Annotated in this window: 21 protein-coding genes; 10 read left to right on the top strand and 11 right to left on the bottom strand. The window is 71.2% G+C overall.

Annotated features, from left to right (window positions below; translation table 11 throughout):
• Nucleotides 1-60 precede the first annotated feature (60 nt).
• Genes ALI22I_RS42220 through ALI22I_RS42205 form a run of 4 tightly spaced genes read right to left on the bottom strand, consistent with a single transcriptional unit; the run spans nucleotide 61 to nucleotide 3,202 of the window.
• Nucleotides 61-915, bottom strand: coding sequence for a sulfite exporter TauE/SafE family protein (locus ALI22I_RS42220; protein ID WP_202971169.1), 855 nt, complete (start codon nucleotides 913-915; stop codon nucleotides 61-63).
• Nucleotides 916-919: 4 nt separating this feature from the next.
• Nucleotides 920-1,495: a rhodanese-like domain-containing protein gene (locus ALI22I_RS42215; RefSeq protein WP_077011094.1), complete on the bottom strand. Its 576-nt coding sequence runs from the start codon at nucleotides 1,493-1,495 to the stop codon at nucleotides 920-922.
• Complete coding sequence (locus ALI22I_RS42210; RefSeq protein ID WP_077011093.1) at nucleotides 1,492-2,871, bottom strand: MBL fold metallo-hydrolase; 1,380 nt, start codon at nucleotides 2,869-2,871, stop codon at nucleotides 1,492-1,494. Before ALI22I_RS42210 ends, ALI22I_RS42215 begins: the two co-directional genes overlap by 4 nt.
• 13 nt (nucleotides 2,872-2,884) lie before the next feature.
• On the bottom strand, nucleotides 2,885-3,202 hold the full coding sequence (locus tag ALI22I_RS42205; protein WP_077011092.1) for a rhodanese-like domain-containing protein: 318 nt from the start codon (nucleotides 3,200-3,202) through the stop codon (nucleotides 2,885-2,887).
• 232 nt (nucleotides 3,203-3,434) lie between these two features.
• Between ALI22I_RS42205 and ALI22I_RS42200 the strand changes: the two genes are divergently transcribed.
• Complete coding sequence (locus tag ALI22I_RS42200; RefSeq protein ID WP_077011091.1) at nucleotides 3,435-5,102, top strand: DUF6461 domain-containing protein; 1,668 nt, start codon at nucleotides 3,435-3,437, stop codon at nucleotides 5,100-5,102.
• Nucleotides 5,103-5,195: 93 nt separating this feature from the next.
• On the opposite strand, the gene ALI22I_RS42195 is transcribed toward ALI22I_RS42200, so the two are convergent.
• The gene (locus tag ALI22I_RS42195; RefSeq protein ID WP_077011090.1) at nucleotides 5,196-5,774 is read right to left on the bottom strand and encodes a TetR/AcrR family transcriptional regulator; all 579 of its coding nucleotides are present in this window, start codon (nucleotides 5,772-5,774) and stop codon (nucleotides 5,196-5,198) included.
• Between the two features lie 122 nt (nucleotides 5,775-5,896).
• On the opposite strand from ALI22I_RS42195, the gene ALI22I_RS42190 reads away from it, so the two are divergent.
• The 5 genes from ALI22I_RS42190 to ALI22I_RS42170 all read left to right on the top strand — a co-directional run bounded on the left by ALI22I_RS42190 (nucleotide 5,897) and on the right by ALI22I_RS42170 (nucleotide 10,632).
• Entirely contained in the window at nucleotides 5,897-6,796 is a 900-nt protein-coding gene (locus ALI22I_RS42190) for an alpha/beta hydrolase family protein (protein ID WP_077011089.1), read from the top strand.
• Nucleotides 6,797-6,922: 126 nt separating this feature from the next.
• Nucleotides 6,923-7,327, top strand: a complete 405-nt coding sequence (locus ALI22I_RS42185; protein WP_077011088.1) for a GNAT family N-acetyltransferase — start codon at nucleotides 6,923-6,925, stop codon at nucleotides 7,325-7,327.
• Nucleotides 7,328-7,482: 155 nt separating this feature from the next.
• The gene (locus ALI22I_RS42180) at nucleotides 7,483-7,866 is read left to right on the top strand and encodes a VOC family protein (RefSeq protein WP_338013539.1); all 384 of its coding nucleotides are present in this window, start codon (nucleotides 7,483-7,485) and stop codon (nucleotides 7,864-7,866) included.
• A 326-nt stretch (nucleotides 7,867-8,192) separates the two neighbouring features.
• A complete protein-coding gene (locus ALI22I_RS42175; RefSeq protein ID WP_077011086.1) occupies nucleotides 8,193-8,588 on the top strand; it encodes a hypothetical protein in 396 nt (131 codons plus the stop codon).
• 502 nt (nucleotides 8,589-9,090) lie between these two features.
• Nucleotides 9,091-10,632: an ankyrin repeat domain-containing protein gene (locus tag ALI22I_RS42170; RefSeq protein ID WP_077011085.1), complete on the top strand. Its 1,542-nt coding sequence runs from the start codon at nucleotides 9,091-9,093 to the stop codon at nucleotides 10,630-10,632.
• On the opposite strand, the gene ALI22I_RS42165 is transcribed toward ALI22I_RS42170, so the two are convergent.
• The 3 genes from ALI22I_RS42165 to ALI22I_RS42155 form a co-directional block, all read right to left on the bottom strand.
• Nucleotides 10,598-10,966, bottom strand: a complete 369-nt coding sequence (locus tag ALI22I_RS42165) for a hypothetical protein (RefSeq protein WP_077011084.1) — start codon at nucleotides 10,964-10,966, stop codon at nucleotides 10,598-10,600. The two genes, ALI22I_RS42170 and ALI22I_RS42165, sit on opposite strands and share 35 nt — an antisense overlap.
• Nucleotides 10,963-11,772: a phosphotransferase family protein gene (locus ALI22I_RS42160; protein WP_077011083.1), complete on the bottom strand. Its 810-nt coding sequence runs from the start codon at nucleotides 11,770-11,772 to the stop codon at nucleotides 10,963-10,965. Before ALI22I_RS42160 ends, ALI22I_RS42165 begins: the two co-directional genes overlap by 4 nt.
• Nucleotides 11,773-12,125: 353 nt before the next feature.
• Nucleotides 12,126-12,986 carry a helix-turn-helix transcriptional regulator gene (locus ALI22I_RS42155; RefSeq protein WP_077011082.1) on the bottom strand — a complete coding sequence of 287 codons (861 nt, stop codon included), beginning with the start codon at nucleotides 12,984-12,986 and terminating at the stop codon, nucleotides 12,126-12,128.
• Nucleotides 12,987-13,113: 127 nt separating this feature from the next.
• Between ALI22I_RS42155 and ALI22I_RS42150 the strand changes: the two genes are divergently transcribed.
• On the top strand, nucleotides 13,114-14,127 hold the full coding sequence (locus tag ALI22I_RS42150) for an aldo/keto reductase (protein WP_274523039.1): 1,014 nt from the start codon (nucleotides 13,114-13,116) through the stop codon (nucleotides 14,125-14,127).
• Between the two features lie 305 nt (nucleotides 14,128-14,432).
• Here ALI22I_RS42150 and coaD read toward each other — a convergent pair whose 3' ends face one another.
• Complete coding sequence (coaD, locus tag ALI22I_RS42145) at nucleotides 14,433-14,843, bottom strand: pantetheine-phosphate adenylyltransferase (RefSeq protein WP_077011081.1); 411 nt, start codon at nucleotides 14,841-14,843, stop codon at nucleotides 14,433-14,435.
• A 170-nt stretch (nucleotides 14,844-15,013) separates the two neighbouring features.
• Between coaD and ALI22I_RS42140 the strand changes: the two genes are divergently transcribed.
• Both ALI22I_RS42140 and ALI22I_RS42135 read left to right on the top strand, forming a co-directional pair.
• Nucleotides 15,014-15,301 carry a hypothetical protein gene (locus ALI22I_RS42140; protein ID WP_143532700.1) on the top strand — a complete coding sequence of 96 codons (288 nt, stop codon included), beginning with the start codon at nucleotides 15,014-15,016 and terminating at the stop codon, nucleotides 15,299-15,301.
• Between the two features lie 45 nt (nucleotides 15,302-15,346).
• Nucleotides 15,347-16,129, top strand: a complete 783-nt coding sequence (locus ALI22I_RS42135; RefSeq protein ID WP_077011079.1) for a DUF899 domain-containing protein — start codon at nucleotides 15,347-15,349, stop codon at nucleotides 16,127-16,129.
• A 754-nt stretch (nucleotides 16,130-16,883) separates the two neighbouring features.
• On the opposite strand, the gene ALI22I_RS42130 is transcribed toward ALI22I_RS42135, so the two are convergent.
• Nucleotides 16,884-21,242, bottom strand: a complete 4,359-nt coding sequence (locus ALI22I_RS42130) for a cation-translocating P-type ATPase (RefSeq protein WP_077011078.1) — start codon at nucleotides 21,240-21,242, stop codon at nucleotides 16,884-16,886.
• 6 nt (nucleotides 21,243-21,248) lie between these two features.
• Nucleotides 21,249-21,686, bottom strand: a complete 438-nt coding sequence (locus tag ALI22I_RS51605; RefSeq protein ID WP_179118528.1) for a hypothetical protein — start codon at nucleotides 21,684-21,686, stop codon at nucleotides 21,249-21,251.
• Between the two features lie 134 nt (nucleotides 21,687-21,820).
• Between ALI22I_RS51605 and ALI22I_RS42120 the strand changes: the two genes are divergently transcribed.
• The gene (locus ALI22I_RS42120) at nucleotides 21,821-22,339 is read left to right on the top strand and encodes a pyridoxamine 5'-phosphate oxidase family protein (RefSeq protein ID WP_077011247.1); all 519 of its coding nucleotides are present in this window, start codon (nucleotides 21,821-21,823) and stop codon (nucleotides 22,337-22,339) included.
• The last annotated feature ends 41 nt before the right edge of the window (nucleotides 22,340-22,380 follow it).

Below are 22,380 nucleotides of genomic sequence, written 5' to 3'. Positions count from 1 at the left end.
GGGCCGTGGACATTCCGGGGCCGCGCGGCGTCCGGCTCACGTCCCGGCCGTCGCACGGGTTCAGGTGGTGCCGATGTGCCGCAGTGGGCAACGGGGCACGAACCCCAGGCAGGTGCCCACGGCGATGCCGAGGCCGGCGACGGCGAGGAGCGCGGGGACGCGCAGCTGGTCCGGGGCCTGCTGGGCCAGCACGAACGCTCCCGTGGCCAGCACGAACCAGCCGAACCCCCGGCGCAGCGCGTCCGCCGGAATCCGGGCCACCAACCGGTTGCCGATGAGGCTTCCGACGACCGCGGCGGCGGTGATCGCACCGGTGAGGGCCCAGTCGATCGGCACCGCGGCCAGGTAGCCGGTCAGGCCCGCGACCGACTTCATGGCGATGACCAGCAGCGACGTGCCGACGGCGACGGACATGGGCAGTCCGCCGAGCAGTGCCAGGGCGGGAACGACGAGGAAACCACCGCCCGCACCGACCAGACCGGTGACCAGGCCGACGACAGTCCCGTCCAGGAGCACCCGGCCGACTGGCAGGTCGGTGTGCGCGGACGTGGTGGCGACCTGCCCGCGACCGCGCAGCATGCCCACGGCGGTGGCGACCATCATGACCGCGAACGCGGCCATCAGCAGCCGGCCGGGCAGGTGGCCACCGACCAGTCCGCCCACGAAGGCGCCGGCCATGCCCGCGAGGCCGAACAGCAGGCCGGTGCGCAGGCGGACCCGTCCGGCGCGGGCGTGCCCGAGGACGCCGACCGCCGAGGTCACGCCGACGACCACCAGGGAGGCGGCGATGGCCTCCTTGGTGTCCATGCCGGCCGCGTAGACCAGCAGCGGCACCATGAGGATCGACCCGCCGCCGCCGAGGAGCCCCAAGGTGATCCCGACGACGACGGCGAGCGCGACGGTCAGCGTCAGCACCGGGTCACCGGTCCGCGGCGAGCCGGTCGATTGGAGACTCGCCGCGGCGGCGGTTCCACGGCATCCGTGCCAGTGCCATGCCCAAAGCGCAGGTGTTCGACAAGGCCGCCACGACCAACCCGCCACCGATGAGCGCCGCCAGCCACTTCGCCTGCGGCACGGCGACGCTGGCGAGCACGGCCGCGAGGACCATCGCACCGGCCGCGAAGCGGATCTGACGTTCCAGCTCCCACACCTGTCGGCCGCGGTCGAGTTCCCCGCCGGCCCTCTCCCAGTCGACGATGCCGCCGGCGAGCACCTTGCTGGTGCCGAGGCCGGCTCCGGCCAATGTCTCCTGGGCCTGGCCGGCACGCCGCCCCGATCGGCAGACCAGGACGATGTCCTGGCCGCGCAGCACGGGACACAGATCGTCCAACCGCTCCTGCAACACGTCCAGCGGCACGTTGACCGCGCCGGGGATGTGCCCGGCCTCGAACTCCACGGCCGTGCGGACGTCGATCAGGCGCGGGGCAGGGCTGGTGACGTCGTCGAGGCGTTCCCGGAGCGATGGGCCGTCGACGGTGGCGAGGTGCCGCGTCATGCGTGGATCTCCTGGTGTTCCGGGGCTGAGGTGAGGGGCAGACCGGCCGGGCCGGCGTTGTCGAAGGTGTCGTCGATCGCCACGACGTCGACCCCGTGGGCGTCGAGCAGGGCGGCCACCACGCCGGCGCGGTAACCACCGGCGCAGTGCACCCAGATCGGGCCTGCCGGCATCTCGTCGAGGCGGTCGAGCACTTCGTGGATCGGGATGTGCGTGGAGCCGGCGATGTGCTGCTCGGCGCGCTCCCAGTTCCGGCGCACGTCCAGGACAACGGTCCTCTGGTCCCGTTCGGCGGCGAGGTCGGCGAAAGTGGCCGTGGGGTAGCGGCGCAGCGGCTCGCCGCCCGCCCAGTCCTCGGGCCGTCCGGTGGCCATCGCGGCCGGGCGGTCGATGCCGATGCGGACCAGTTCGCGCTGCGCCTCGGCGACGTCCTCGACGGTCTCGCCCACCAGCGTCACGGGCGTGCCCCAGGGGATGAGCCAGCCGAGGTAGGTGACGAACGGGCCGTCGAGGCCGAAGTTCACCGTGCCGGCGACGTGCCCGGACGCGAACGCGGTCCGGCTGCGCAGGTCGACGACCCACTCGTGGGCCGCGATGCGCCGCCGCAGTTCGGCCGGGTCGGCCTCGGCGGGCGGTGAGAGGTCCGGCCGGCCCGGTCCGGCGGAGTTCGCGGGAGCCATGTGCGCGTAATACGCCGGGTATGCGTCGAGACCGGCGAGCAGTTCCTCGACGTAGCCGTCCAGTTCCCGGGTCAGCGCCGGGTTGGACAGCTTCTCCTGGCGGATGGTGCCGGTGGTGGCCTCGGACTGGGTGGCCGAGCAGAAGCTGCCGAAACCGTGCGTCGGGTAGACGGCGGTGGTGTCGGGCAGTTCGTCGGCCAACCGGCGGGCCGAGTGCCATTGGGCGTGCGCCAGTGCGTCGGTGTGGTCCGGGCCCAGCAGGTCCGGACGACCGGTGGAACCGTAGAGCAGTGAGCCGCCGGTGAAGGCCGCGAACGGTTCACCGCCCTCCGACAGGGCGAAGGACAGGTGGGTGTGGGTGTGGCCCGGGGTGAGCAGGACCCGCACCCGCATCCGGTCGCCGACCTCGACGACGTCGCCGTCGCGCACGCCGACCCGCTCGAAGGAGACCGGGTCGTCGGCGTTGAGCAGGTACTGCGCCCCCACCTCGCGGGCGAGTTCGTAGCCACCGGTCACGTAGTCGTTGTGGATGTGGGACTCGAAGACATGGGTGATGCGCACGCCTGCGGCACGCGCCAGGCCGAGCACCCGGTCGTAGTCGCGCTGAGGGTCGACCACCAGGGCCACCGCGCCGTCGTGGGCCAGGTAGGTGCGGTCGCCGAGTCCCGGTGTGTCGATGGGCAGAACGGTGATCATCGGTTCGCGCCTCTCACGCCTTCGTGGTCTCGACGGGACGGCCCGAGTCGATCCACGCACCGGTGCCGCCGAGGACGTCGACCGCGTCGACCCCGACGGCGCGCAGGAGGCCGGTGGCCTGGGCGCTGCGACCACCGGCCTGGCAGACGACGTAGACGGGTCGGTCCTTGGGCAGCTCCGCCACGCGGGCGGGCAGCACGCTCAGCGGCACGTTCAGGGCACCCGGAACGTGACCCGGGCGGTACTCACGGGCCTCGCGGACGTCGAGCACGAAGGCGTTTCCCTCGGCGAGGCGGGCGGCGAAGCCGTTCTGGTCGATCTCGGACGTCACATCAGCTCCCGTAGTCGGACTGGATACCCCTGGGGGTATCTACTCCAGACGGTAGCATGCCCCCAGGGGTATGCAAGTGGCCGGAACCTGGCGGGCAGCAGGGCGGTCTTCGACTGGGGCTTGGGCTCGTCCAACCGCTCCCCCATCGGCAGCCACCGTCAAGTGCCCGCATCGCGGCATGACGGGACGTTCCGGCTGGAGGCCCGCTTCGGCGCGCCGGCAGGATGGCGCGATGGGGATCAAGGATTTCGCACCGCTCGTGTCGGCCGCGCTGCCGGACATCGTCGCGGTCGTGCCCGAAGAGCCCGCCGCCCGGCTTGGCCGGTGGGAGCCGAAAGGGAGTCGGCAGCACGGCACGAGAGTCCAAGCGGCACTGGACGAGATCGGCAACGTGCTCTCCGAACGTCTGCTGGGCGCGCTGGAACTGACCGTCGATCGGCTGGCCGTGGACATCCCGCACGATCTTGTTTCCGGCCTGACCCGGCCGACCGTCACGCGGTTCAGCACGATGGCGATCGGCGGTGAGCAGACCGCCACGAAGCAGCCCGTGGCCATCGTCGAACAGGTCCACCCCGGCGCGACCGACCTCGTGGTGGACCTGGTGGAAGCGTTGCGGGACAAGGCTGCCGTGCCCGACGCGACCGGTGACGAAGCGGAGATCGCCGCGCAGCACGGTGCCGCGCACTTCGCCCTGGCCGTGATCGTGTCAACCGCGGTGCTGCGCTCGTTGGGCACCGCCGTGGGCGGCGAGACGTCCGCGATCATCGGTGTGGCGCTGGGCGCCGCGGCGATCGTCCTGCCGACGGTGCCCAAGCCTCGCGGCTACGCGGCGGCCGTGCTGGCCAAGCGGCGCGCCGAATACCTGCTGCCGCGGTCGTGGTCGCCGTCCGCCGCGGTGACGGACCACCAGTTCCGGATCACCGAAGGCTCGGCGCCCGCGAACGTCGATTTCTCCGGCAACGGCCTGGTAGCCGCGGTCGAGGACGGCGTGGTGGTCCGTACCGGCGTGGCAGCGGGCCATGTGCCGACAACGATGCGCGTGCTGGCCGGTCCGCCCGACGAGATCGACCTGAACGGCTGGGACGAGGTCGTCGAGATCAGCTGGACCGCGCCGGAGGGCGGCGCGGTTCTGCACGGTGACACAGCCAGGCACAACCGTCGTTGGGAATTGCCGCCGTGGCCGGGTGACTATCGCGTCCGCGTGCACGTGACCGGCCGCGACGATGCCGAAGACTCCTACCACGTGGTGGTGTGGCAGGCACCGGCCGCGCCCGGGGTCGTGCACAAGAAGACGGACCGGCTCGGCCATCGGCTGCGCGGGGAACCCGAACCGCCCCTGGTGATCCCGCCCGACGCCGAGCACTGGTGGATCGAGAAGAGCTCGCTCAGCGAGGCCGCCACGATCACCGTCGTCCACGGCCTCACCCCGAGCGAGGTGATCAGCACCTTCGGCGGTGACCCGGCCGCACCCGTGTCGATCAAGTCGATCGCCGAGCGACCCGCGTGGGAACGACACGGCGATCCGCGATACGGCTATGTGCCGTTGCTGGCCGTACTCGCGGTGGACGACGTCGTACTGGCCGTCGAGGAGAACGGCTTCCAAGGCGCCGACAATGACACGCTGACCGCGCTGTCCCGCAACGGGAAAGCCGCGAGCCTGTACTGGAACGTCAACGGCAACTTCCAGCTCACCGTCGCCGAGCGCGGGGAGCCGTTGTTCGCGGGCAATCCGCGTCACGAACCGGGCGCACCGCACACCGAAGACCTGGACTTCGACGACTTCCGACACCGCAAAGCCAAGGGCCTGACCGCGGTCGCCCGCTTCACCGGCCGCGGCATCACCGCGGACGACCTCGCCGCGATCTACGCCGCCGACCAGGCCTACGTCCTGAAGGGGTGACCGCCATCCGGCTGCTCCGCACCCAGCCTGCCCACAAAGGACTGCTCCACGAGATCGGCCGCGCGATCTACGCCCCCGCGCCAAGCCCGTGACCTAGCGGAGCCGCAGTCCCGCGATGACGAGTCCGACCATGCGGCGCGCGTCGTAGTGAGGGCTGTCGGCGCCGATGCAGAGATTGCCGATGCCGCGCATCAGCACGAGGGCGTCCATGTCGGGGATGATCTCGCCCGCCGCGGCGGCGGCGGTGAGCAGCTGGGCGCAGACGGGGACGAGGCGGTCGAGGAAGTAGGCGTGCAGCGTCCGGAAGGCGTCGTCGTTGGACTGCAGTGCCTCGGCCAAGCCGTGCTTGGTGACCAGGAAGTCGACGAAGAGGTCGATCCAACCCGCCAGCGCGGTGTGCGGTGTGGCGCTGTCCGCCAGCAGCGCCGGACCGGCTTCGGCGCACGCCTCGACCTGGTGGCGGTAGACCGCGACGATGAGATCGGCCCGCGTCGGGAAGTGGCGGTAGATCGTGCCGACGCCGACGCCGGCCCTGGTGGCGATGTCCCGCACCGGCGCGTCGACGCCGGAGGCGACGAACACCGCGGCGGCCGCGTCCAGCAGCGCCTTCTCGTTGCGTCGGACATCAGCCCGTCTCCGCGGGGCCGCCGATCCGTCGTTCGTGCGGGCCATCGTTACCTCCGTCACATCCCTCGAAAAACGGAACCACGTTCCGTATTGTCGAATCGGAACCATGTTCCGGATCGAAGGATGCCAGTCCGGCAGGCCGATGCCAAGTCACGGAGGAAACAACCATGCACGCGATGCCAGAACCCACACCGGTCGTTTCGGTGCACCCCGTCACGCTGTTGGCCCCGGGTCGAGGCGAGGATCTGCAGGTACGGATCTCCGCGCCGACGACCGGCCACGAACTGCCCGTCATCGTCTTCTCCCACGGCTTCGGCGAGTCGGCGACCAACTACGACCCGCTGGTCGACTTCTGGGCCTCCCACGGCTTCGTCGTCGTTCAGCCCACCCACCTCGACTCGCGGACGCTGAACCTCTCGCCTGACGACCCGCGCACACCGCTGATCTGGAAGTTCCGGATCGACGACCTGAAGCGCACCCTCGACCGACTCGACCTATCGGAGTCGTCCGTCCCCGGCCTCGCCGGACGCCTCGACCGCACACGCATCGCCGTGGCCGGGCACTCCTGGGGCGCCCAGACGGCGAGCACGCTGCTGGGAGCACGAGTCCTCGACGCCGACGGCAACCCCGGAGAGGACCTGTCCGACCCACGGATCAAGGCGGGCGTACTGCTGGCCGTGACGGGCACGGGCGGAGCCGACCTTTCCCCGTTCGCGGCCGAGCACTTCCCCTTCATGAGCCCCAGCTTCGCGGACATGACCACCCCGGCCCTCGTCGTCGCAGGCGACCAGGACGACTCCCTGCTATCCGTCCGGGGGCCGGACTGGTTCACCGACGCCTACCACCTGAGCCGGGGCAGCAAGAGCCTGCTCACCCTGGTCGGGGCGGAACACTCGCTCGGCGGTATCTCCGACTACCAATCCACGGCGACGACGGACGAGAGCCCCGAACGTGTCGCCCTGATCCAGCGGCTCACGTGGGCCTACCTCCGCGAGGCCCTCGGCCTCAAGGACTCCACCTGGCCGGCACCGGTGGAGAGCACCCTGGGCCGCCTCGACTCCAAGTAAGGACAAGCCCAGGTCGTTACGTTGATCAGCAAGACTGCGTTCGGTGAACCACCCGGTAGTGTCCGCCACCGGTTCCACGCATCCAGGCCGACATCGTGCGGACGCGCTGCAAACCACAGGAGTGTCGTGACCTACGTCGTGCGAGCCGAAACGCCCCCGGTCGAGGTGTACCAGCACCTGCGGGTCGCGGCAGGCCTGAGCCCGAAGTCGACAGCGGCGGCAACGGCCGGCCTGGCCGGCACGTGGTACGCGGTCGTCGCCTATCGCGACGACCACCCGGTGGGCATGGGCCGCGTCATCGGTGACGGCGGCACTGCTTTCCAGATCGTCGACATGTGCGTCCTGCCCGAACACCAGGGACGCGGACTGGGCAAGAAGATCATGACCGCGCTGATGGAACACCTGCGGCAACGAGCGCCGCGCACGGCCTACATCTCGCTCATCGCCGACGGCGACGCACGCCACCTCTACGCGAAGTACGGCTTCACGGAGACCACACCGGAGTCGGTTGGCATGGTTCTCCGACTCTGATGGCGCGCCTGTCCGGGGCCTCCCCGCCATGCGGCTGACGCAATGCCGTGCGGCGCGACGATCGTCAGCGGGGCCACGGTTCCGGAAGTAGAACGTCCGCAACGGGTTCTAGGGTGCCGCATGACCGGCAATGACACTCCCTGGAAGGTGTACGGGTGCGATCTCGAACGAAGGGCATGTGGTGGGGAACCGCTATCGAGGCGCCCGACCCCGGCGCGTTGGCGAGGTTCTACTCCGAACTGCTCGGGTGGACCATCGGCCACGAGGAGCCGGGCACGACGATCCTCGCCGCTCCCGAGGGGTCCATCCATGTCGTGTTCCAGCAGGCGACCGGTTACCAGGCCCCCGTGTGGCCGCCCGTCGACGGGCAACAGCGCCCGATGATGCACTTCGACTTCCAGGTCGGAGACCTCGACTCGGCCGTCGCCGAGGCAGTCGCACTCGGAGCCTCGGTCGCCGCCCACCAGCCACAGGACAACGTCCGGGTGCTCTTCGACCCGGCCGGCCACCCCTTCTGCCTCTGCCGCGACGACGGCTGATCACGCGTCCACTCGTCGGCAGTAGCGGACGTTCCGCTGGCGCTGTTCGGACTTGACGTTGCCGAGCCGGGCCGCCGACGCAGCCATCTCCTGCAACGCCCGTAACACTCGAATGCGCGCCGCCCTCGTCACTGATCGACGGCAGGACCTTCTCGACGGCCCCGAGCCGCCTGACCAGGATCCTGCGGTGCCGCTCGTCGAAGGGCCCTGACAACCACGAAACGCACCGGCCTTTCCGCCTGGTCGTCCCGGTACCGTTGATCTCGGGCCGGCTGCACAATGGCCGCCCGCGTCCGTGATGTCCACGTCGAGGAGGTCACACGACCATGTCACCGGGTGAGGGTTCCGCGACGCCGGAAGGGGTGCCGCCCAGCGCGACCAGGGTGGACTGGGGAAAGGCTTCGGCCGGGACCAATGCCGACCACGAACACGCGGCGGGCCGGTACGGCCTCATCAACGCCCTGTTGGCGGCGGGCATCGACGCGACACACATCCACCTGTACCACGACGACGTCCAGCACGGCGCGTACTGGGTCGTCAACCCGCTACGCGGTTTCAGCGTCGTGCTCACCGACGACACGGAGAGCTACGCGGGCTGGCTGGAGGGACCGTGGCCGTTCGTCGCCATGTTCGGCGGCCCGGACGGCGTCGTTCGCACGGAGGTCGACCTCTCCCTCGACACGCTCCTGACCCAGGCCATCGCGTGGTGCACCGACCACTGACAGCCGGTCGGCGCCAAGACGAACTCTGCCGCGTCGGAGACCACCGGGCCGACCTGCCCGGCCTGGTCGCCGGGGTGCCCGACTACGTCCGCGTCGCACCTGCGGACCCGGCGGACCACCGATGACCGGTTCCGCGCGGCCGTCGCATGTCGCTTGAGTTACCGGTCACGGGCCGCCGACCGGGAGCCGGAGAGGGTTCCTGACAGGCAGCGGACGGTACGTGCCGCCGTGGCAGTGCTCGGGAGACGCTCGGTCTGCGGTATGAGAGTGCGTTGGTAGCTGCCTGCTCAGCCGGCGAAGCCGGCGCGGCTCTGCGTCACCGGACGGTTGGGCCCGACGAACCCGCGTGCGCCGGCGCGACTGGGCTAGAATGACGGCGGCTGCCAGGAAGCCACCGGTCCGCGGGAATGGGCTCAGCCCACCTGGCGCGTGCACCACGTGTCACCATCGCTCTCCTTTCGGCCTGACCGAGCGGACATCAGGCAGACGAAAGGAGACCATCGTGCCGACCCCGGGCATGCCCGACCGTCCCCACCTCGACAGCTTCCGCCGGCAGGCCCGTGCCCTGCAGCGGGCCGTCCGGGCCGGTGACCCCGACGCCGTCACGCGGCTGGCCCGTCACCACCCCGGTGTCCTGCCCGACCACGCCGGCGGTTTTCAGCTCAGCGCGGCGCAGTTGGTCGTCGCTCGCGAATACGGATTCGCCAGCTGGCCCCGGCTTGCGCGATACACGGAAACCGTGGCCGAACACGGCTGGGACACCGGGCTCGGTGCGGCGCCCGCGGCCGGCCCGGCGGAGGAGTTCTGCCGCCTCGCCTGCCTGACCTACAGCCGCGAGGACGGGCCGGAGCGCTGGGCGCAAGCCCGTCAACTGCTGGCCGAGCGTCCCGATCTGACCACCCAGAACATCTGGGCCGCCGCGGCGGCCGCCCGCCCCGACGACGTCGGCCGGCTGCTCGCGGAGCAGCCGCGGCGGGTGGCCGAGCGGGGTGGCCCGTTCCGGTGGCGGCCGCTGTTCTACCTCGTCTACTCGCGATTCGACCAAGCCGTGTCGGCCGAGCGTGTGCTCGCGGTCGCCCGGCAACTGCTCGACGCCGGCGCCGACCCGGACGACGGCTACCTCTTCGACGCCCTACCGTCACCGTTCACATTGCTGACCGGGGTGTTCGGCCACGGCGAGCTGGGCCAGCGGCGCCAGCCGCGCCACCCGCACTGGCGGGCGTTGGGCCGGCTGCTGCTCGACGCGGGCGCCGACCCCAACGACGCCCAGGCCCTGTACAACAGGATGTTCGAGCCGGACGACTCGCACTTGGAGCTGCTGTTCGAATACGGGCTCGGCACCGGCGACGGCGGCCCGTGGAGGACACGGATCGCAGAGCCGGGCACGCCCGCGCAGATGCTGCGCATCCAGCTCCGCTGGGCGGTCGAGCACCACCAACCCGCCCGCGTGCGGCTGCTGGTCGAACACGGCGTCGACTTCCACTCGCCGTTCGAGGACGACGGGCCCGCGTGGAGTCCCGGCGACGGCAGGACACCGGTCGAGCTGGCCCGGCTCAACGGCGACACAGAGATCGCCGACTACCTCGTCACACAAGGTGCCGCGCAGCCCGGCCCTGATCCGGTGCGCGAGCTGATCGCCGCGGCGTTCCGCGCCGACCGGTCCACCCTCGACCGGGTCCGCGCCGAGCATCCCGACACCGTGACGGAAACCCGCCGCAGCCGCCCCGGACTCGTCGTGTGGGCAGCGGCCCACGCATCCATCGAGACAGTCACGTTGCTGGCGGAGCTCGGCTTCGACGTGAACGCCTACGGCCGCGGCGATGCGCCGGTCGAAGAGGCTTGGGAGACCGCACTGCACCACAGCGCGATGGCCGGCAACGTCGAGCTCACGCGTCGGCTGCTGGAACTGGGCGCCGACCCCGACCTCCGCGACCAGCGCTTCGACGCGACCCCGCTCGACTGGGCCCGGCACTTCCACCAGCTGTCGACCACCGACCTGCTCGAACCAGTCACCGCTCCCCCGGCAAGCGGCGAACGAGTGTGACGCGGCAGTCGGTCGGGTCGGGACCGCTGCGCCTGAGGCAACGTCCGTGACAGGGCTGTGGACCGCCGGTCGACGACAGCCCGGTCCAGTGCCCGTGCGACCGCGGGCGGCAGTGGAACGAGGGTTTCTTGCCGCCTTTGCCGTGCACGAGCAAGACGCGGTGTTCGTGTTCCTCGCCGATGTCCTCGACGTCGGCTCGGCCGGCCTCCGAGATCCGGAGCCCGAGCAGGCCGAGCATCGCGACCAAGGCGAGGTCGAACGGGTCGTCCGACTCCCGTGCTGCGGCGGGCAGGGCCTCGAACTGCAGGTGCGACAGGCCGAGCACCTTCGTCAAGGAGATATCCGCGTCCTGGCTACTTGCTCCAACAGACGGGGTGTGCGGGCGGGGTTACCGTGCTGGTGCTCCCAGTTGGCTGCTGCGAGCCGGCGCAGCAGCACGTAGAACGGAATCAGCTCGTCGAAAGCTGCCGCTTCCGCCCTCGTCGGCGCGTATCCGTCCAGCACCGCGGGCAGCAGGTCCTCGTCGGCGACTGCGAGCACCGCCAGATCCATTGCGGGGTCGCCGGCGCTGACGTCTTCCAGGTCGATCAGACCGGCGATCCGGCCATCGCGCACCACGAAGTGGTCGGGGCGGCCGTCCAACAGCGTCAGCGTGCCGCGGCTGGTCATCAGCGGCTGGAGGCGTCGGCACCAGGCCTGGATCTCGTCGCACCGCTGCGCCGGCACACCGGCGAAGTCCGCCAGCCAAGCCAGGATCCAGGTGGTCCAGTCCGTCATCCACTCACCGATCGTGTCCGGTCTGCTCTCAGGCTCGGCGTGAACCCGACGCAGCAGCCGGCCCGCCTCGCGCCGCGCCGATGGCGGGCTGGCCGCCGACAGTGGCTCTCCCTCGATCCACCGCAGCACCAGATGGGACGGGGTGCCATCGCGACTGGCGTGGACTTCCGACACCGGCAGGCCCGCCGCGCCGAGCCGGGCGATCGCCGCCCGTTCCCGCACGAACGCGTCCGGCCGCTCGTCGACCTTCACCGCGAAGCCGCCGACCCTGGCGACCAGTCGGCCGGGGCGATCGACATGGATCGTGACCGGCCCGGTCGGCAGACCGTGGCCGGCCACGACGGCGTCCGGGGCGACGAGCACACGGCCGATTCTGGCTGAACGATCCAGCCGGCTCCAGCGAATTTCGCCGCCCGCCCGCCGCGAGCAGAACGGTGCCGGGCATCGCCACGCTGATCAACGGCAACGCGGTGGCGCCGGAACCGCTCGACGGGAACGCTCATCGACAGAAGCGGATGTTCATCGGTACGCGCGCTCGGCGGCAGAAGAGTGCGTTGACAACTCGACCGTCGCGCCCGGGGCTGCGACTGCGTCCGGCATGCGGGCGATTGTTCGTCCACGTGCCCTGGCGGCCTCCGGTCGACGCGGACCGCAGGTCGGCATGCAATTCGGGGGCCACTCCGCCGAATATCGAGCCGGTGCCGTGGTCGGCCGCTTCACCGTAGGGGCGTGCCCGTAGCCCTCGTGGGGAATTCCTCGATGCCGAGCACCTGTAGTAGCTCCAGCCGCTCGCGGGCTTCGGCGTCCGCCGGGGTGAGCACCAGCAGCTGCTGCCCCTGGTCGGGCGTGACCAGAGTCTCGCAGTCCATCGTCAGCCAGCCGACCCTCGGGTGCAGCAGGGTTTTGCGGTCGACGCGCCGGACCGCCACCTCGTGCTCGGCCCAGAGCCGCCGGAAGTCGGCGCTCGCGGCCTGCAACCGGTCGACGAGTCCGGCGACGGTGGGATCGGCGGACCGGCGGCCGGCGACCGCGCGCAGGTCGGCCACGACCTGACGGGCCTGGCGCTCCTGCTCCTCCGGCGGGGTGACGGCGCGGGCGGCGGGGTCGGTGAACCAGCGATATGCGGCGTAGCGCCGGTCGCCGGAGAAACCGGTGTGGTCGCCCGTCAGCAGGACAGCTGCCCGGTTCTGGGCGAGGACCTCGCCCAGGTCGGACAGCACCAGGGCCGGGGTGTCGCCGAGCAGGTCGAGCATGCGCAGCAGGCCGGCGCGGGCCAGGCGGGCCACCCCGTCCGCGGGCGGTGGCCGGTGGCCGGCCAGGTGGAACAGATGGTCGCGCTCGTCGTCGGACAGGCGCAGGGCCCGCGCCAGCGCGCCGAGCAGTTGGGTCGAGGGCTGGCTGCTGCGGCCCTGCTCCAGGCGTACGACGTAGTCCACCGACATGCCGGCGAGCATCGCCACCTCTTCCCGGCGCAGGCCGGTGGTGCGGCGGCGGGGGCCGTCGGCGAGACCCGCCTCGGCCGGCCGGATCGCCTCGCGGCGGCGGCGCAGGAAGTCGGCGAGCTGGTCACGGTGCATGGCCCCATGGTCCCTCGCGGCGGGCGTGCCCATCCAGGGAGCGGCTCTCCCATGATCAACGCTCCGCTCCCACACGTCGTGGCGCGGGCGCAAAGTGGGTGACAGATCGACGACGAAGGAGAACGCAGTGCAGAAACCAATCCTGGGCAAGACACGAACCCTGGGCCGCACCGGCCCGGCCGTTTCCGGGCTGGGCCTTGGCGCGATGGGAATGTCGGGCGCTTACGGCGCGGCCGACCGCGCGGAGAGTATCGCCACCGTGCACGCCGCGCTGGAGGCCGGCGTCACGCTGATCGACACCGGTGACTTCTACGCCATGGGCCACAACGAGTTGCTGCTCGCCGAGGCCCTGCGCGACCGAGATCGGGACAGCTACAAGCTGAGCGTCAAGTTCGGCATGCTGCGGGGGCCGGGCCACGAGTTCGGCGGGTTCGACGCCCGGCCGAAGGCCGTGAAGAACTTCCTGGCCTACTCGCTGACCCGGCTGGGCACCGACCACATCGACATCTACCGGCCCGCCCGGCTGGACCCGGCGGTGCCGATCGAGGAGACGGTGGGGGCGATCAAGGAGATGATCGACGCCGGGTACGTGCAGCACATCGGCCTCTCGGAGGTCGACGCGGCGACGATCCGCCGAGCGCACGCCGTGCACCCGATCGCCGACCTGCAGATCGAGTACTCGCTGATCTCCCGCGCGGTGGAGGAGGACATCCTGCCGACGCTGCGGGAACTCGGCATCGGCCTGACCGCGTACGGCGTCCTCAGCCGCGGCCTCATCTCCGGGCACTGGTCCGCCGGCCACGCCGCCGGCCCCGGCGACAGCCGCGGCTTCAACCCACGGTTCTCCAGCGGGAACGTGGAACACAACCTCGCCCTCGTGGAGGCGCTGCGCCGGGTCGCCGAGGCGAAGGGCCGCACCGTCGCCCAACTGGCCATCGCCTGGGTGGCCGCACAGGGCGAGGACATCGTGCCGCTGGTCGGCGCCCGCACCCGCGACCGGCTGGCCGAGGCACTGCCCGCGACGGACCTGAACCTCACCGCGGACGACCTCGCCGAGATCGAGAAGGCGGTGCCGATGGGCGCGGCACGCGGCGACCGATACCCGTCCGCGTTCATGTCCACTCTCGGCGTGGGGAACTGAGTCCAGCTCTCCTGACTCCACGGACGCCAGACGACGACCGACCACTGCGGACACTTCCCAGCACGCAGCCGCAGCACGCGCGGGACACCTCCGGTCATCGGCATGACCGTGTGGTGGTGGTTTCAGGTTGCTGAGGCCATGTAGGCGGCGAGGATCTAGTTGAGGTGGCGGTCGAGGTTCTTGCGGGCGCGGTCGTAGCGCATGGCGGTCTGGGGGCGGCGTGGCGTGCGGCGATCTGGACGTCGCGGAGATCGGGGAGCAGATCGATGAGGAGGACGGGGCTCGAGCTGCTCTTCGAACGGGCGCTACCGCTGGGCCGTCGCCGCGATGAGGGTTGAGGAGATGTACGCCTGCGCGGGACTGGTCGGGACGAAGAGCGTTTCGATGCCGCTCAGGTGATGGTTCATCCGAGCCATCGGCAACTCGTGCCCTAGGTCGCCCGGGGTGCGCGTGCCTCGCACGATCACGCCGATACCCGCCCCGCGGCAGTAGTCGACCAGTAGCCGGCCGGGGCTGGAGTCCACCGTGACATTGGCCAGGTCGCTGGTCATGTCGGCCAGCAGGGCCAGTCGTTCGGCGAGGGGGAGCCGACCGGTCTTCTCCGGGTTGGTCAGGACGCACACGACGACTTCGTCGAACATGCCCGCGGCCCGGCCCGCCACGTCGAGGTGTCCCTGCGTGGCCGGGTCGAAGGAGCCGGGGAATACGGCGCGCATGGCTTGTCATGCCAACGATCGGCGGTGGTCGCGCGGACGGCCGGTGACAGGAGTCTCTCCCCGGAACGGAACAGCTCCGCCAGGCCGGCCGAGTACCGGATGCGGAGCTCGGTCGAGTGCGTCACCACGCGCACAGCGGCATGAGCATGTCGAGCCGTAGCCTGGGCGTCGTGGCGACTTCGACGGTCACTGTGATCTCCCAGGGATGGGACCTGCCGTACTACCGCGTTCGGACTTCCTCGTTCGTCGTGGCCTTTCTGCTCGGCCACGACGAAGATCCCGATCGAGTGGAGAACCTCGACGCCGAGGTGCGACTGCCCGACGGTTCCCGCTGGAGCGCGTCGATCTTCACGGTCGCCGAGGTAGGACGACTCATGGCACGTTGGGCCCGCACCGGCGAGTACTCGGGCGGCAGCTACTTCTGGTGCCGGGTCGCCGGATCTGTTCTGGTGTCATAGGACGTCGCACGACGCTGCCCGGCACGAGACACCACGGAGGACACCATGACGATCACGCCGGACGACCCGACCACCGCGCTGCCCGGCCGCCCGCCCGTCGTTGACCTGGCCACCTGGCAGGCCGCCCGTGACGAGCTCCTGGTCCGCGAGAAGGCCCACACCCGCGAGGGCGACGCCCTCGCCGCGGCCCGCCGCCGACTGCCGATGGTGGAGTTCGACGGGACGGTCGAGGTCGTCGGACCCGACGGCCCGGTCCCGTTCCTGGACCTGTTCCAGGGCCGCGACGAGCTCGTGGTCTACAAGCACATGTGGCACGACGGCGCGCCGCACCAAGGGCAGTGCGAGGGCTGCACCACCGCGGCCTGGCACCTGAAAGACGCCGTCTACCTCAACGCCCGCGGCGTCTCGTTCGCTGTCCTGACCACGGGCCGTTGGGACGAGGTGGCCTCCTACGTCGAGTTCATGGGCTACACCCAGCCCTGGTACTCGGTGCGCGACGTGGACGCGCCGGTCGGCGGCAGCATGGGTTACATCACCTGCTTCCTGCGCGACGGCGACCGCGTGTTCCTCACCTACTCCACGACAGGCCGTGGCAACGAGCGGATCAACGGGTCCTTGGGTCTGCTCGACATGACGCCCTACGGCCGCGGCGAGGCGTGGGAGGACAACCCCGAGGGCTGGCCCGAAGGGCTCAGCCCGTGCTGGTCCTGGCGCTCGGACGCGGACGGGAACGCCACCTGGGGCCCGACCAGCCGCCCAGTGCCGCAGTGGACCCGCCCCGGCGCGACCCCCGTGGAGACCCTCGGCCGGCACGACCACCACCACTGACCCGCCTTCGTCGACGGCGTCACGGCGTCGACGAAGGTGTCAGGCGTCAGGTGGCGGGCGGAACCTCCGGACGATGCGAGGGTCCGCCCGCGCGCTCGGTCGGTGGGCGGTTCGCCCGGAAGGTGAAGGACTCCTGGTAGGAGAGGGGTTGTCCCAGGAGGCAATCGCAAATCATTGAAAAATTGAAAGCAGCCTCAACGTTGCGGCAACCACACGCTCCTCGATGTGAGCGTGCTTTCACTGTCAGTCACTCTTCCGGGCAGACGCAGTCCGCAGTCGGAGTGACGTACCTCATCGTTTGCCCAGTACCGGCCGGCGGGAACCACAAGGGTGCATATGCACTTTCCCACGGAGGAGACCATGCACGAGACAGTCACTGGGCAGCCCGTCGCCAACCCCCGCAGGACCAGGCTGGGGCCGGACTGGACCGCGCGGTCCACCGGCGTGACCGCGCGCCCACAGCCGATGCCCGGCCCTGCGACCAACGCAGGTGCGGGCAACACTCCCTCGGTTGAGCCGCTGCGGGTGACGGCGGGCGGGCCGCGACGCTGAGGGCGTTTCTCAGGCCATGCGGTAGTTGCGGAACATCGCCTCGAACATGGCTTGCACGAGGCGCACCACGAGCGCTTCGAGCAGAGCGACACCCACCCTGGTGAGAATGCTGGCGAACAGGTCGGGCATGATGATCTCCTACAGCGGCGACGGGTTCCGGACTCGGCGCCACGCTCGCTTCCCTATGTGAAGCCCGTGTTTCCTAAAGGTGTCCACCCGGTGAATCCGGGCGGAAGTCGCCGTGCCGGCTGAACGCCTGGACGGCGGTCGCGGCCGCGGCGGCGGTCAACGCGATGAACCACTGGTGCGGCAGCAGCGGCCGGTTGCCGAAGAACCGGCTCACCCCCGGGACCTGCACGAACGCGGCCAGTGCGACGAGTGATCCGACGCCCGCCGCGACGACCAGCGGCGTTCGGCCGCGCACGGCCACCGTCTGCCCGAGCTGCGCGCTGACGAGCGCCACCAGCGCGGTCGTGCCGGCCTGCCCCGAGGTGCTGACGGGCCGGGCGAGCAGCCACGCGAGCATGGCCGCGCCCGCCGTGGTGGCGGCCCGGACGTAGATGTCACGGGTCAGGCTCACACCGAGCGACGCGTCAGGCCCTTCGGCCAGGAGTTGTTCGGGCGTGGAGTGCGGCGGGGGCCGGACGGCCACCGCCAGGGCGGGCAGGACGTCGGTGAGCAGGTTGATCAACAGCAGTTGCCGGGCGTTGAGCGTGTCGCGCGCGCTGAGCAGCCCGGCGGCCAGCGTGAACGCGATCTCCCCGAGGTTCCCGCCGAGCAGGATCGACAGCGCGGCGCGGACGGACGACCACGTCCCGCGTCCCTCGACGATCGCGTCGGTGATCGTCTCGATCCGGTCGTCGGTGACCACGAGATCGGCCGCCTCCCGCGCGGCCGGGGTCGCGCGGGACCCGAGGGCGATGCCGACGTCGGCGAGTCGGATGGCCGGTGCGTCGTTCGCGCCGTCACCGGTCATGGCGACCACCCGCTTCGCGTGCTGCAACCGGCGCACGATCCTGGCCTTCTGCTCAGGGCTGACCCTGGCGAACACGGTGATCTCCGGCACGACGGCCGCCAGCGCGTCGTCGTCGAGAGCGTCCAACTCGGGACCGGTCATCACGCGCCCTCCATTGAGGACGTTGAGCTCGGCCGCGATCGCCTCGGCGGTGCTGGGATGATCACCGGTGATCATGACGACGTCGACGCCCGCGCGCCGAAGCCGGTCGACGGACTCCGCGGCCGTGGAGCGCACCGGGTCGGCGAGGGCCACCAAGCCGCGGAAGTCGAGATCACCGACGCTCGACTCGGTCAGCTCCGACGAGCCCGAGTCCTCGCGCTCGGCCACCGCCAGCACCCGGAAACCCTTGCGTGCCAAGCGATCCACCGACGCCTCGACATCGTGACGGGCCTGCGCGTCGAACGGTTCACCCCGCCATCGGCTGCACGCCGCGAGCACGGCTTCGGGCGCGCCCTTCACACTCACCACGAGTCCCCGCGGCGAACGGGCGAGCATCGCGTGATAGCCGCGGGACGGTTCGAACGGGAGCGAGGCGACGTGGTCCCAGTCGTCGGGCACCAGGGAAAGCCGACGACCCACGTCGAGCACGGCGCCGTCGGTCGGGTGCGCAGGCGGCCGAGCCGTTTCATGCCAAGGACTTGCCCGCGTCGCCGCGGCGAGAACCTCCCGCAGCGAGGGGGTGAGGTCCGACACCGGCCGCTCGGTCCGGCCGTCACCGATCTGCTGCACCGTGATCCGACCTTCGGTGAGCGTTCCCGTCTTGTCGAAGCACAGCACATCGACCCGGCCGAGCGCCTCGATCGTCGACGGACTCCGCGCGAGCACGCCGTGTCGGGACAGGCGCCGCGCGGAGGCCAGTTCGGCGACCGTGGCCACGAACGGAAGGGCTTCCGGCACCGAGGCCACCGCAAGGCCTACCGCACGTCCCAGCGCCTGGCTCATGCCGTGGCCGCGCAGCAGGTCCATCACCATCAGCAGGGCACCGGCACCGAGGGAAACGGGCAGGGCCTGCTTGGTCAGCGAGCGAAGTCTCGACGCCACACCGGTGATCGGCGCGTCGCCGTCGGCCAGGCGCGTGGTGCGGCCCGCCTCGGTGCGCCCACCGGTGGCCACGACGACACCGACGGCACGGCCGGCGGCCACCACGGTGCCCTGGTACAGCATCGACGAGCGGTCCGCGACCGCGGCGGCGCCGGTCGCCCGCACGGTCTTGGCCACGAGCTGGGACTCGCCGGTGAGGCTGGACTCGTCGACTTCGAGTCGGTCGGCCTCCAGCAGCCGGCAGTCCGCGGGGACCGCGTCACCGGCGTGGTACTCGATCACGTCACCGACGACCAGCTGATCAGCGCGCACGTCCTGCGCTTCCCCCTTGCGCCGCAGCCGTGCCCGCAGGGCGCTGGTGTCCAGCAACCGCCGCAGCTCACGATTGGCGCCGACCCGCTGCGCTCCGCCGATCAGGGCGTTCAGGCCGAGCACGCCGGAGATCATCACAGCGTCGGTGATCGAGCCGAGGCTCGCCGACAGGCCCGCTCCGGCCGCGAGCGCGGGTGTCAACGGGTTGGCCAGCTCCTCCACCGAGGCTCTGGCCAACCCGAACCGGCTCGGATCGTCGTCGACCGGCTCGTGGCGTCGTCTTCGTTCGGACTCGGCGGCGTCCAGACCGCGACTGGAGGAGGTCAGCGCGCTGAGCACCGCCTGCGGCGACATCGCGTGCCACGGCGTCCGGTCCACGGGGACCGGAGCGGGCCGACGCCGAGGCTGCGAGCCCCACCACGTCCCTGCGGCGAGTGCGAGCAGGGCCGCGAGCTGCACCGGGTAGGCGGCGCGAGCGGGTGCCCCGCGAACAGGCCCGAACACGCCGAGCAGCACCCCCAGCGACGATCCCGCGACGGCGAGTTCGGCGCTGTGCCTGCTCGCCTTCCGGGCCGCGGTCGCCGCGTCGAGCACCACGCAGGCCTGCGCCAGTCCCACGCACAGGACGTCGGCTGCCCACGGCACGGCGCCGGTCGGTCCGGGCACGCCGATGCCGAGGTCGGCGGCGGCCAGCGCGGAACGGCCGCGCGTCGACACCACGGCGACCACGTGCCCTTCCGCCTGGAGCGCTCGCACCGACGTCGCCAGCCGGTTGCCGCCCGGAACCACGCGATCCACGTCCAAGCGCTGGTCGAGCCCATCGGTGACCCCGCCGAGCACCAAGGTCCCGGCTCGCCGCGCCGCGGCGATCAGCGCGTCGGTGAGCGGGTCGGTTTCCGCGACGACGCTGACCACACCGACCGGCCGGGCCTCCCGCGTCAGCACCAGCACGGTCGCGCCCGCGTGAGCCTTTTCGCGCGCGACCTGCCTCGCGTGGCCGGGAAGCGACGCGTCCAGCTCACTCACCGGCGCCACCGCCCAGCCGTCGTCGCGCCGGGGAGCCCTCGGCGCGTGCACATCGACGAGATCGAGCGCGTGCGCGAACAGTTCGGCGTGCCCTTCCGCGTCGTCGACGGCCACGACCTCGTCCACGATGTGACGCCCCGTCAGCAGCACCGAGGCGTCCACGACGACGGTGTCCACGCGGTCGAGGCGGCGCAACGCGTCCGGATCGAAGATCAGCGCCCGTGCTTCGGACAGGTCCACGTCGAGCTGGGCGGCGAACGCCTCGCGGCCCACCTTCGCGGCCCGTGCCACGCCGGCGATCAGGACGCCGACGGCACGCCCGGGGTTGCGGACGACGATCCGCCCCGCGGCATAGCCCGCGAGGGCGAGCGCGGCCGAGGTGTTCGCCACGAACTCGACCGGACCGTCGGGAACGGCACGCGGGCGCGGGACCTCGTCGACGGGCTCGGCGCGGTACGCCTCGGGCAGATCGGCGACGCTGGCTTCCCACCGTTGCCAGGCCTGTCGTCTGGCTGTCGCCTCGCGTCGCAGGCACAACCGGTAGGCGATATCGGTGAGCAGCACGACCGGCCGCTGTGACAGGGCGTTGCCCGCCGCGCCGCCGATCGTGAGCAGTGTTTCGGTGGCCTGCCTGCCGAGCGCCGCCTCCAGCTTCGCGCGCAGCCACGGTGCGGTGTCCACGACACCCATCAGTGCGGGGACGAGGGGCGGGAGCGCGCCGACCGGCAGCACCCGCCCCAACGCGGCGTACCCGAGCCCGACCAGGTCGATGCCCAGGGCGGCGACCTCGCGAAGCTGCGGGCTGTCCATGTCGCCGGGGTGCGTGACGCGGGCGGGTGGCTCGTCCAGGTGCAGCCCCAGTTCCTGCTCGATCTCCGCTACCAGCGCGGTCAGCTCCTCGCTACCGATCACGTCCGGGTCGTGGCCGACCACGACCCGGCCGAGGACGCCGTTGACCTCCGCGCTGCGCACCCCGGGCAGCGCGGTCAGCCGTTGGCTCAGGACCCATGCCGCGTCCTGGCTACCGGGCCGCCGCAGCCCTGGCACCTCGACGTGTGTCAGGCCGCCGGAGGTCCACGTCCGGCGGTCAGGGCTGGGTGCCGGCCGAGCTGTCGCCGTGACGAGCCCGGCGATCTTCGAAGCCAGCGCGCGGAGGGTCCCCACCGGTCGTCAGCCGGTCGGTTTCGCCGTGCTCTCGCGTTTCCTCGCGGGGGTGTCCTCGCGGGTGCGTTCCCCGCGCGGAGCGAGCGCCGCTCCGACACCGATGGCCGCGGCGACCGGCCACTCGATCACTTCCAGGGCCGCCATCAGGGCGAGGCCACCGAAGTACAGGACGGTGCGCGGCGCGGGCAGGAACGAGCCCGCGGTGCGGACGACCGCGCCGAGGTCCTCGCGACTGGGGGCGTGGACGTGGGGCATGTGCAGTTCCGGCGCGCGGAACTGCGCGGTCACGAAGGGCAGGTTCACGGTCGCGGTCCGTCCGGCTTCTCGTGTGCCGTCGGTCTCGGTGTCCGCAGCCCTGGTCTTGGCTTCTGCGGTGGGGCGCTGTCGGGACTGAGCCCGTGCTGTTGTCGTGGCCATCAGGTCCCCCGGGGAGGTGGGAGTCATGGACCGCAAATTTTACGCGCAGACGAACATCGAATGAACCAATGGATCTTCGCCCGAACGGGGTATTCACTCGTGCGAACGGTTCTGTGTCGATTTGCGGTCGGCTCGTTCGTCGCCTGGGTATGACTGACACCATGACCGAGCCAATCTCGACTCGCAATCTGGACCGGTACGGGTTCGCGGAGCTGCCGTGGAGCCGTCCGCGCGACGTCCTCGTCAGCGACACGCCCACGGCCGACCTGACGTTCTTCGTGGCGACCGTGCGGCCCGACGGACGGCCGCACTCGGCGGGCGTCGGGGCCGTGTGGGTGGACGACACGCTGTACTTCACGAGCGGACCGGGTACGCGCAAGTCGCGCAACCTGGCGGTGAACCCGGCGTGCAGTGTGTCGGTGCGCTTGCGCGGTATCGACCTGGTGCTGGAGGGCGAGGCCCATCGGGTCACCGACTCCTCCACCCTGGAGCGCGTGGCCGCCGTTTACCGCGTGGGCGGCTGGCCGGCTTCGGTGGAGGGCGACGCGATCACGGCCCCGTACAGCGCGCCCAGTGCGGGTCCCGCGCCCTGGCACCTGTACCGCCTCACCCTGCACACCACCGTCGGCGTGGCCACCGCCGAGCCACACGGCGCCACCCGCTGGGACTTCGCCCACTGAGCAATCGGTTCAGGGCGCTGTGTCGGCTCTACCCCACCGCC

It is taken from the genome of Saccharothrix sp. ALI-22-I, from assembly GCF_001984175.1.
Classification (GTDB): domain Bacteria; phylum Actinomycetota; class Actinomycetes; order Mycobacteriales; family Pseudonocardiaceae; genus Actinosynnema.
Note: the sequence above shows the minus strand (reverse complement) of the source record. Positions and strands in the feature narration are given on the sequence as shown.